Source organism: Sulfolobales archaeon (assembly GCA_038897115.1).
Lineage (GTDB): Archaea > Thermoproteota > Thermoprotei_A > Sulfolobales > AG1 > AG1.
The window spans coordinates 1-10,653 of record JAWAXC010000075.1; the positions used below are offsets into that span (position 1 = coordinate 1).

At 44.5% G+C, this 10,653-nt stretch carries 14 protein-coding genes; 3 read left to right on the forward strand and 11 right to left on the reverse strand.

Features of this window, described 5'->3' with window-relative positions; genetic code table 11:
• Window positions 1-302 (reverse strand): hypothetical protein (locus tag QXE01_09295; protein MEM4971433.1); only part of this gene is annotated, 302 nt, incomplete at its 3' end.
• A 154-nt stretch (window positions 303-456) separates the two neighbouring features.
• Here QXE01_09295 and QXE01_09300 point away from each other — a divergent pair.
• Entirely contained in the window at window positions 457-2,265 is a 1,809-nt protein-coding gene (locus QXE01_09300) for a hypothetical protein (protein ID MEM4971434.1), read from the forward strand.
• 80 nt (window positions 2,266-2,345) lie between these two features.
• Here QXE01_09300 and QXE01_09305 read toward each other — a convergent pair whose 3' ends face one another.
• The 8 genes from QXE01_09305 to kae1 all read right to left on the reverse strand — a co-directional run bounded on the left by QXE01_09305 (window position 2,346) and on the right by kae1 (window position 6,977).
• The gene (locus QXE01_09305; protein ID MEM4971435.1) at window positions 2,346-2,939 is read right to left on the reverse strand and encodes a hypothetical protein; all 594 of its coding nucleotides are present in this window, start codon (window positions 2,937-2,939) and stop codon (window positions 2,346-2,348) included.
• Between the two features lie 167 nt (window positions 2,940-3,106).
• On the reverse strand, window positions 3,107-3,304 hold the full coding sequence (locus QXE01_09310; protein MEM4971436.1) for an RNA-protein complex protein Nop10: 198 nt from the start codon (window positions 3,302-3,304) through the stop codon (window positions 3,107-3,109).
• Between the two features lie 14 nt (window positions 3,305-3,318).
• A complete protein-coding gene (locus QXE01_09315) occupies window positions 3,319-4,131 on the reverse strand; it encodes a translation initiation factor IF-2 subunit alpha (protein MEM4971437.1) in 813 nt (270 codons plus the stop codon).
• 1 nt (window position 4,132) lies between these two features.
• The gene (locus QXE01_09320) at window positions 4,133-4,330 is read right to left on the reverse strand and encodes a 30S ribosomal protein S27e (protein ID MEM4971438.1); all 198 of its coding nucleotides are present in this window, start codon (window positions 4,328-4,330) and stop codon (window positions 4,133-4,135) included.
• Window positions 4,327-4,617, reverse strand: a complete 291-nt coding sequence (locus tag QXE01_09325) for a 50S ribosomal protein L44e (protein MEM4971439.1) — start codon at window positions 4,615-4,617, stop codon at window positions 4,327-4,329. Before QXE01_09325 ends, QXE01_09320 begins: the two co-directional genes overlap by 4 nt.
• A 112-nt stretch (window positions 4,618-4,729) precedes the next feature.
• Window positions 4,730-5,338 (reverse strand): non-canonical purine NTP pyrophosphatase, encoded by a 609-nt coding sequence (locus QXE01_09330; protein ID MEM4971440.1) that lies wholly within the window; start codon window positions 5,336-5,338, stop codon window positions 4,730-4,732.
• Window positions 5,311-5,985 carry a Kae1-associated kinase Bud32 gene (locus QXE01_09335; GenBank protein MEM4971441.1) on the reverse strand — a complete coding sequence of 225 codons (675 nt, stop codon included), beginning with the start codon at window positions 5,983-5,985 and terminating at the stop codon, window positions 5,311-5,313. Before QXE01_09335 ends, QXE01_09330 begins: the two co-directional genes overlap by 28 nt.
• On the reverse strand, window positions 5,973-6,977 hold the full coding sequence (gene kae1, locus QXE01_09340) for a KEOPS complex N(6)-L-threonylcarbamoyladenine synthase Kae1 (protein MEM4971442.1): 1,005 nt from the start codon (window positions 6,975-6,977) through the stop codon (window positions 5,973-5,975). The genes QXE01_09335 and kae1 overlap by 13 nt, the downstream gene beginning before the upstream one ends.
• Before the next feature lie 77 nt (window positions 6,978-7,054).
• Here kae1 and QXE01_09345 point away from each other — a divergent pair, with 77 nt between their 5' ends.
• Together QXE01_09345 and QXE01_09350 are read left to right on the forward strand one after the other, a co-directional pair.
• Window positions 7,055-7,984, forward strand: a complete 930-nt coding sequence (locus QXE01_09345; GenBank protein MEM4971443.1) for a mechanosensitive ion channel family protein — start codon at window positions 7,055-7,057, stop codon at window positions 7,982-7,984.
• Window positions 7,985-8,043: 59 nt separating this feature from the next.
• Window positions 8,044-9,243, forward strand: a complete 1,200-nt coding sequence (locus QXE01_09350) for an acyl-CoA dehydrogenase family protein (protein ID MEM4971444.1) — start codon at window positions 8,044-8,046, stop codon at window positions 9,241-9,243.
• A 38-nt stretch (window positions 9,244-9,281) separates the two neighbouring features.
• Here QXE01_09350 and QXE01_09355 read toward each other — a convergent pair whose 3' ends face one another.
• Both QXE01_09355 and QXE01_09360 read right to left on the reverse strand, forming a co-directional pair.
• Window positions 9,282-9,764 carry a PspC domain-containing protein gene (locus QXE01_09355; GenBank protein MEM4971445.1) on the reverse strand — a complete coding sequence of 161 codons (483 nt, stop codon included), beginning with the start codon at window positions 9,762-9,764 and terminating at the stop codon, window positions 9,282-9,284.
• Between the two features lie 148 nt (window positions 9,765-9,912).
• A partial coding sequence (locus tag QXE01_09360; GenBank protein MEM4971446.1) for an acyl-CoA dehydrogenase family protein occupies window positions 9,913-10,653 on the reverse strand: 741 nt, incomplete at its 5' end.

Consider the following 10,653-nt stretch of genomic DNA (forward strand, 5'->3'; position numbering starts at 1 on the left):
GTTCTCTGAATAGTTGTTGGAACCGTAGCTGATATCTGAGAAACAATTGTTTTCTCAACAGCTGTGGTTACCGTTGTAACCTGGGCTCTGGTAACTATAGAGGTTGCCTCTCTAACCACGGTCTGAAGAGCTGTATATATAGATGTCACTATCATGGTCTCCCTCACAGCGATTGTCTGAATAGATGGTAGGGTTATTGTTTGCGGAGATATAGGTGGCCTTGAGAGAAAGCCCGCGGCAAATGCTAGAACAGCCACTACTATGATCGCTATAGCAGCTCCCCTAGAAATCCCGCTTACCATGGTAAACCATATCACCAGGTGTTTATATACCAGGCGGTATATAAATATCGCTATTGCGATAAGAAGATCCTGGGAGTTATAGAGTATAGGCTAGGGATTTCTCTGCTGAGGATCATGCTCTGCTACAGCTGAAAACCTGCTCTTTAAGATGGGGATGAGGGTTAGATTAACTATACCTTATATTTTTCCTATCTATACTATGTGGGGCTTTGTCTCCACGTCCTGGGATAGAGTATCGATCTATGGGCTAGAGATCCTGTCTCCCAGAATCCTATCTACTCTTACGGTGCTTCTAGCTATTCTTGTCTCTCTCAGGGCGCTTAGCCCTGATAGGCTCATAGGATATCTAATGGATCTATACTTCGTAATAGTTGTGATCATAGCGATATCAATAGCTATTAAGAGAAACCCAGCGATAGAGCTTCTATTAAAGCCTGATATAGCTTCTCTTATAGCATCTGCTATATATGCAATAACCGTTGGGGGCTATGTACCAATCATGGTTGCCCTCTTCACTATACTCATAGTGCTCTCATCAAAATATGTGGAGAGTGTTATAGGACATTGGATCTTCCTATCATCGGGAGCCCAAAAAGATCTTGGCTACATAGGCGGAGCCCCTGGGTCTCATGTCAAGCTCTACCCAGGTGTGATAACCGCTTGTGATCTAGTTATTTCCAAGGGATCTATAGTTGTTAGGGAGCCCTATAACTCAGATACAAGATCATATAGAGAGGCTGGAGACATGGTAGCTGGCTACTCCAGCGTGGAGTCGGGGTCTGCAGAGGCTCTTATAATAAATAGCGGATCTATTTTTCAGGGAGGACGTCTAGAGGCACAAGCAGTATCTAGGAGGATATGTGGCATCTTCTCAACCATAGTCTATATAGTCTCCTTCCTAGGGCTGGCGATAGGCTCAAGCACAGCTGTATATCTATCCATAGCAGCACCATCGATCCCATATATATATTTTCTTTATATGGCCAGAAGATCCTCGGATCTTGCTAGGATAGGCATCATATCTTGGAGGCCGAGGAAAACATCTAGGGAGATCTGTGGTGTGAGAGATCTATATCTAGATGCTGGATCCATTGTATATGCTAGATCCACGGGCGAGATCTCTATAAGATCTAGAAGCTCACTTGCAAGGGAAGAGATTATGAAGATCGTGTGCTCAGCTAGCGAGATAGAGGCTTTGAGAAATATATGCAAGGGCTATGAGGATCATGGGAGGAATTACAGCATAGTTAGAAGGGGGCCAGATCTAGTTATTCTCGAGGATACTAGGACAAGGGTTAGGATATGTATATCAACACCAGATAAAGCCAGGATCTATGGCTTTCAATGGGATATATCGACAATAGATCCTAATAGCAGTTGCCAGGGTATTACATATATCATATCAACGAGATATGAGATCCTTGGCTACATATGTGTCAACAGATCTCTCTCCATATCGAACATGATGTCACTATCAAAGCTTGCCAGAGACTATAGAGTATCGGTTATACTTGATAGTGGGGATATAGAGATCCTAAGTAGATCTAGTAGCGAGATTAAAAAGATCTTGGAGAGTGTTGAGCTGAGAATCAAGAATCAGAGAGATAGGGAGAGCTGTCCAGAGAAAAATACACTGGCAGTTATGAGGGATATACCGGCAAACCCATGTAGAGGGGTAATATATATTGTTGATCCTAAGCAGGCGTCGAAGAGATATTCAGATCTTAGGGCAAGCTTGGCGAGGGGAGCTGCAGTAATATTTAAGAGAGATATAAACTGGCTAGAGAGGATCCCCTGGCTATGTAGAAGATGGAGGAGAGATCTAGGGCTGATAATAGCTACATATATAATCCTTAGGGGAGGAGGCACCATAATATCAATAGTAACTGGTATCCTATGGGCACAATATATTTTAGAAGTAGCATCCTATGCAATATCAATGTTCAGAATATATAGCCATTAAACATCTTCTTATATAAAAAGGTGGAGCTTTATATTATAGCTAGGCATTTAGCTCACACCCACAATTGAAAGCCTCGCCCCCTAAGAGTGGGAGGAGGCTGGCTTACTCCTAGCCCTTTTAATGCCTATGCTCTGAAATGCAAAGAGACCCCCGCTAATCGCTGTTCCAATGATCATCATATTAGCATCATTTATAAACCTACCGATTGTTGATATAGCGGATGGTATAGCCATAGAAGCTATTCTAACAAATGTATTTGAAAACATATACTTAGCCAGATCCCCACTCTTCTCCATAATAACACTCCCTAGATCTCGAGATATTCTTAGCCCCATACTAGGAAGCCCTATCTTCCAAGGCTTGGGAGATATCTGCTTAGAACCGCTAGCACCCCTACTTTTCTCTCTATTATCTAGACACCTATGAATCTCCTCCCCATTAATAGATATTCTAATACTTGCACCGCCTATCCCTTTAAGCGAGCTTATAAACTCCTCAACATCCCTTTTAGAGGAGGATCTCGGAATCCTAATGATAAGGGGTTTCTCACATAGGATCTCAGCACCATTGAATCTACTGATTACAAGCCTAGCCACATAAGCCCTTTCACTTGGACCTCCCTCAAAGATGATGATAGGTGCCTCTCCTAGGATAATTCTGTTGAAAATAGACAAGCCGATCCCAAATAAATATATATCTCTGCAGGCTGATAACACATAGCCCTAGTATTTCTTTGTAGGCATAGCTATATATGTAATATCTATGTGCTACCAGCTATATATGGATCTTTATATCTACCCTTATAAACCTCGATCAAATAAGATCTATGGCAAAGATCTGATCAGTTCGTTGTGGAAGATCCCGGACCCCCAGATCCCCCCTTCTCCTCATATATAGCTTTAATCCTGTAGGATACATATCTATCCTCCGGCGAAAACCTAGGCGGGTGGGGATCTATTGTTTCTGAACCACAGATAGGGCATCTATCTTTGAGAGTATATCTGCCACATCTAATGCACTTTCTTATTAGGTGCTTCACTACTATCAGATCCCCTATGATCTTTCGAAGCTAAACTCTATACCAAGCTTCTTCGAAGCCTTATCAGCATATTCAAGTATGCTGGAGAGTATCTTTTCAAGCTCCTTATAGTCAGACCCCTCCAGGGTTAGCCTGTATCTTGGAGCGCCAAGGGTATATAGCTCTATCTTTATACCATCTTTAGAGTATCTATTCTCCACAAGGGATATTATTTCCTCGAAGAAGCTCTTCAACCTCTTTATACCATCGGGCGCCCTCGATCTAGCTGTTATAATCCCCGATATAGATACCCTTTTAATCTCCACATGCCTCCTCGCCTCCTCTATAAGGGTCTTTAGGATCTCCTCCTCAACCTCTATACCGCGTGCTGCCTCCTCACCCCTTATCGCCAGCTCCTCTATACCGGCCATGATCTCCTTATACTTATCCTCAAGCTTCCACCCAATCTTCTCATATATAGTCTCAACACTCATTCCAAGCCTCTTAGCAACGATCTCTAGGATGTTATGTGCCTTCTGAGCCCTCTTCCACAGAATCATCTTACTCCTCCTCTCCTCCTCACTCACCTTCTTCGTTGAAACATCAACCGCTGGGGGCTTCTTCGTCTTATCAACCCTTATAACCTTTGCCACAACCCTCTGACCCTCTCTAAGAACCTCCTTTATATCCTTGAAGTGTCTAGCAGTTATCTCACTCCATGGTAGAAAGGCTCTATAGCCTCTATACTCATCAAGCGTCACATATGCTCCGTAGTCGAAGATCTCTTTAACAGTTGCTACTACGAGCTCCCCAACATCTGGGATCTGCTTCCTCCTTAGAACCAGGATCTCACCCCAGGATCTTTATAATCTCGCCATAGATAATAGCCTTCCCACCAGTGCTCTTAACAAGCTGTGTTCCACATATAAAGCATCTAACGGGGAAGGTTGCGTGGTCGAAGATCACCTGCTCGTTTCCACATTGGGGGCATCTAACTCTTACAAACCTACTCTTAGGCTCGGGGATCAGGATCTTCCTCTTCTTCAACCCTTAACCACCTCCACAAGCTCGGCCTTCTTAAGCCTAATACCTTTTCTATGTAATATATATCCGCACTTCTGGCACTTGAGCTTTAAAACAGTTTTCTTCGTAACCTTAGCAAACCTCTTCTGCTCAGGCTTCCTCTTCGATCCATAGCCCTCCTGCTTAGCAAGATACCTCCTCTGACCCTCTGCAAGGGTTCTCCTCTTACCATGTTTATATATCGTTACGCTATGCTCTGTATGTGTTTTACACCTAGGGCAGTACGTGTTGATCGTCTTAGGAATCTTCAGCAGAACCACCCAATATGAGGTTTCCATTAGAAGTATAAAAGCTCTTCATCACAGCTTAGCTAGAATAATCTCGAAGATATGTTAATATATATCCCAAAACAGTGATCCACCTCTAGAGCTGGTGGGAGGAAAGTATCTTAGAGGCCACAGCTTTTACAGCCCTAGCCCTATGGCTTATCCTGTTTTTAACACTATATCCAAGGCGGGCCAGGGTCTCGCTATAGCCTTCCGGTATGAAGATCGGGTCATAGCCAAAGCCTTCAGAGCCATCTGGATTATATGCTATTGAGCCGCATAGCTCGCCACTCTCAACACCAATAGATCCTTTTAGTGTATATGCGATCACAGCTCTATAGCAGGCTCTTCTATCGCTAACCCCGCTTAATAGCTTTAAGATACCCTCTAAACCTATCTTCCTAAGCACATAGCTTGAATAGGGGCCTGGGAATCCTCCTAGCGCTTCTATGAATAAACCTGAATCCTCAACCCATATTGAGTCCCACTTAGATATGTCGAGATGCTCTATAGCACTTCTAAGGGATGTATATGCTATCTCCTCAAGGCTCTCGGACTGTATCTCTAACTTCTTAACATCTGACCCTATCTCTATTGAGAAAACCCCTGGATATAGATCTTCTAGTATCTGGCTAATCTCCATAGCCTTATACCTATTACCTGTTATCAGCAGAACCCTTATCCCTCCTCCCCCTTCCCGGCCCATATGGTCTTCACCCTCCTCTCAAGCACATATCTACCCCTCATCCTTATCTCCCTAACCTTCTCCCTAACCCTCTCAGCCCTATCCATCCCCAGGATCTCCGAGTATCCCTTGTAAACTATTTCCTTCAGCTCCTCTATGTTTTTCAGGGGAAGCGTCTCTATAGATCTATATAGTAGGTGAAGATCCACAGCCTGATCCTCTATATCATCGCTATACTCGGAGAGCCCGAAGTCTATTATCCAGAGGGAGCCCCTGTTATCTACGATATAGTTGGAGATCGTGGGATCCCCATGGCAGATCCCCCTAGCATGGATCATACCAAGTATTTTCCCAGCATCCCTCAGAAGATCCGCAGATCCTCCCCCCAGAATATAGTCCCTCAAGATCCTCCCCTCTATATATTCCATAACTATCAAACCACGATCCAGATCTACGTCTAGAGGTGCTGGGACAGGGACACCGCTTAGCCTTAGCCTCAGCATGATCCTAGCCTCGTTAAGGGTTCTCTCGAATCTTAATCTCTTGTCAAGCACCTCGGATCTATATTGCTTGGGAGGCCTATACTTATATATAGCCTTCAAGCCTAGGAAGAGCCCCATATATATAATAGCCTCTGCACCCCTATGGATCTCTATTAATCCCTCCAAGGAGTATCTACCTCATCAACCCTCCACCTAGGCCTTATATAGCTCTCCTCAACAGCTATTCTAACACCACTCCTATATGCTAGAAGACCTGTCCATGCTATCATAGCACCGTTATCAACAGCATATTCAGGTGGCACTACATAGAGAGATGCCTTGTGATGCTTAGAAGCCCACTCCATCTTCTCCCTTAGATACGGGCTCGCAGCTACACCACCAACAACCAGGATCTCCCTCTTCCTAGTATGGGATACACATCTCTCAGTAACCTCGACAACCATTGAATATGCTATCTCCCTCAGCGTATAGCATATATCCTCTAGACTAGCCCCTCTCCCAAGAGCCCTGAGAGATGCTGTTAAGAGCCCTGCGAAAGATAGATCCTGGCCTTTAACTATGTAGGGAAGCTCTGGAATAAATCTAGAACCCTTCTCAGCACATCTATCAACAACATGGATCCCGTTAACAACATATGGAGGTCCAAGCCCAGCTTCCCTAGCAAATGTGTCTAGGAGATTTCCAAGAGCTATGTCGAGGGTCTCGCCAAACACCCTATATCTCCTACTATGATGAGCTATAATAGCTGTATTGCCACCAGAGAGGTAGACCACAACAGGATCCCTTGCACCAGTGGTTATAAGTCCAATCTCTATGTGGGCAACAGCGTGGTTCACAGGTACAAGGGGTTTTCCATAGTATATCGCTAACGCCCTTGCAAGGGTCGCGCCAACCCTCAGACTAGGCCCAAGCCCAGGGCCAAGAGCTACTGCTACAGCGTCTATATCATCCATAGATAGTCCGGCCCTCTTAAGAGCCTCTCTAAGAACCTCTGGAGCCTTCTCAGCAAGATATCTCGATGACTCTCTAGGATGTATCCCACCCTTCTCAGGAATATATGTGCTTTTCGCATTAGCAACTATGTATGGGGGCTCTTCAACAGCTATTCCGATGCCTATTGTATGGGCTGTGGATTCGATTCCAAGGACTCTCCTCATATCCCACTCTACCCAAGTAGTTATAGATCCGCTGATTTCTTATTAATCCATTTTGAGGGAATATCTCGGGGATAAGCTTGAGAAGAGTAGTATATATAGCTATCATAGCTATTATAATATCATATATTATATACAATATAAAAGATATAATTAATAGGGTTGCTCCCCAGATAGAAATACCAGAGAACATCACTATCGCTTTAAAAGCTGTTGCAGTTGCACTAGCTATAATATGGGTTGTGACGGCTATTGCATCCACTATTAGGGAGAGGCTATCACCGATTATGGGGAATAAGGTATACCATATATCATCCCTCATAAAGATCACAGGATATATAATAGCAATCATAGCTGCTATCGGCATAGCTGGGGCAGATCTTTCAGGCCTATTAGCAGGAGGCGTTGTCACAGGCCTCGTGCTCGGTATAGCTCTCCAGCCAGTGCTAAGCAACTTCTTCGCAGGCCTGCTAATCATGGCTACAAGGATGGTTGAGGTGGGCAGTAGAGCAAGAATACTATCCACCTCTATACCGTTCTCCCCAGCAGTTCTACCAGCTTATAAGTATTTCTCAGCAGACTTCATAGAGGCTGGCTTTAAAGGAACTATAGTAGATATAAATTTCTTCTATACTAGAATGGTTACTGATGAAGGTAGGAAGATAAAGATCCCAAATATCGTTTTGATGAATTCAACCATCATAGACTATACACCCGAGTTCTCCAAGAGAGAGGTTATTAATCTAAGGGTTGAGATGCCCTTAGCAAACACAGATCTAGAGTTGCTTGAAGACATGATTAGAGAGGCTTTAAAAGGCTTCCAAATAGAGGCTGGCCCCTACTTCAATGAGCAGTCTGATAAGGATCACGTTATAGTTATGATTAAATTAGCTGTACCTGCTGGAGAGGATTGGAGAAGAGTTAAATCCGAGGCTCTTAAAAGGCTTCTCATACTTAGAAAAAGGATTATCGAGGCATCTACATTGCAGAGAAGCGCTGTCCAAAGCTGATGAGGATCAGAGCCTCCTATAATATTTAGGGCTATTAGCTAGATATCTTGGTGGCTTCGATGGATTTCACAATATCGGAAGATCAGCAGCTGATGATCAAGGCTGTTAGAGAGTATCTATTGAAGGAGGTATCCCCTAGGTATAGGGAGATCGAGTATCAAGGACGTATGCCCAGAGAACTCTTCAAAGGCCTAGCATCGCAGGGGATATTAACGCCAAATATATCACAGGACTACGGAGGCCCAGGGCTTTCATGGCTTAGTTCAGCGATGATTATGAGGGAGGTTGGGTACTTCGATCCAGGTATGAGCCTGGCTGTATATATAGTCGTTAATAACGTGTGGGCAAAGATGATCGAGATATACGGCTCTGAAGAGCTTAAGGAAGAGGTTGTTGCAAAAGTTGCCAGGGGAGAGCGTTTCCTCGGCATAGCCTCTACAGAGCCCCATGGGGGGAGCGATGTAGCTAATATAAAGACATTAGCACTGCCTATCGGCGATCACTATGTGATAAACGGTGAGAAGGTATATATAAGCGGTGTTAAAGAGGCGAGGGAGTGGGGAGGAGGCTACTTCCTACTAGCAAAGACTAGGCAGGAGAGGAGCCATACAGCGATATCGGCATTCTACCTACCAATAGATGCTGATGGCATCGAGATAGGGCTCTTCGAGACTATGGGGAGGATAGGGATAAGCACGGGCTCTCTAAGGCTTAGAGAGGTGAGGATCCCTAGGAGGTATTTAATAGGTGAGGAGGGGAAGGGCTTCATATATGCAACAGAGGGCTTTACAAGGGCTAGGACTTTGATAGGAGCAGCATCAATAGGATCTGCTATGAGGGTTTTCGACGAGGTTGTGGAGTTTGTGAAGAATAGAGAGGCCTTTGGATGGCCCTTAGCTAGGTATGAAGCTATACAGTTCAAGCTAGCAGAGATATGGGCAGAGCTCGAGGCTACGTGGAACCTAGTGCTTAAAGCAGCATGGGCCTTAGATCTATATTCTGAGAACAAGATCTCTAGATCCGAGGTGTTCAAGCTTAGCGCAGCCTCAAAATACCTAGCTGTGGAGAAGAGCTTCAAAGCCATTGTAGAGTTAACACAGATGCTGGGAGGGCTGGGCTATACAAGAGAGTCTATAGCTGAGTCAGCTTTAAGAGGCGTCTTCAGCTACATGGCAGGGGCTGAGGGAGCCCCGAATATAATGAAGATGATAATTGCAAGAGAAATACTTGGGAGGGAATATAGACCAACGCCTCTATAGATATAGAACAAGGCATTAGCTATAGATCTGCATAGCATCTATACCCTCTTAGCAAATTGAAACCCCAACCAAGTGATCGCCAGGCCAACTATGATCCCTAGAACCGCTATTATAAAGGCTAGTATACCAGCTAAAACCATTGGTGGATTTATAATACTTATAATATGAATACCGAATGACATCCCTAAAAGGGCTAGAGAATATATGAGAACAGCTATGCCAACCCCTAGCAAGATTAGGGCTATAAGTGATAGGATTAACCTATCCACTTTAACGACAAACCCCCTCACCCTCAGATCTTCAGGATCGTCATCCCTCGGTATAACCGCTGAGATCAGCATATATATTGCTAGAAATAACAGCCATAGACCAACTAAGATCGATAGAACAAATATTACTAGGAATATAAGCCTGGAAACCCCGGGGCTCAGCCCTAGATATCTAGATAAGCCCCCTATCAACCCTGTTAAGACCCTGTCTCTACTGCTCCTCAGTATCTGGCCTTGGGAGATTCGTATCACCTAATCACCTAATAATAAAATCCTTAAATATATCGGTTCCTCATACTAGGGTTTTCCTCCACAGCTCCTCCTATATACTGGCTCTACCTTGAAAGGGTTTTAGCTTCACCCTTCTCACAGCTCTTAAGGAGTGGGTATTCCTAGATGCTTAGATCAGCCATTTAGCACCCTTTCTATATATATGTTTAGAGATTACCATCATCTGAACCTCATTGGTTCCCTCACCTATTTCTAGGAGCTTCGCATCTCTATATATCCTCTCAACGTTGCTCTCCTTGCTATATCCATAGCCACCCATTAGTCTGAGGGCTTCGCCAGCTACCTCAACGCTGATCCTAGCTACGTGGAGTTTTGTAGCTGCAGCAGCAACTGGGAAGTCCTCATATCCCTTTGTATGGAGCTCTGCAGCCCTATATACCATGGATCTCCCTGATTCTATCATGGTGTATAGCTCTGCGAGCTTGAATTGGATCCCCTGGAACTCTATCACGGGTTTTCCAAATGCTATCCTCTGGGTTAGAAAGGAATATGCCTCTTCAAAGGCAGCCTCTGCAAGTCCTATGCCTAGAGCGCTTATAGCCACTCTTCCCACGTTGAGGGCGTCCATAGCTGCTTTAAACCCTGTTGGAGGGGGTGCTATGAGATCTTCATCACCCGCTCTACAGCTATCTATAATCACCTCAGCAGTGCCCGTCCCCCTGAAACCCATAACCTCTATCGGGTTTGTCTTTATACAGCTACCCCTTCTAATGAGAACCGCAGCTATATTCCTATGCCTCTCACTCCTATCCCCAATCCTACCGAATACTAGGAAGTAATCAGCATATAGACCCTGGGTGGTCCACATCTTAGTCCCCTTAACAACCCACTCACCACCCTGCCTCTCTAT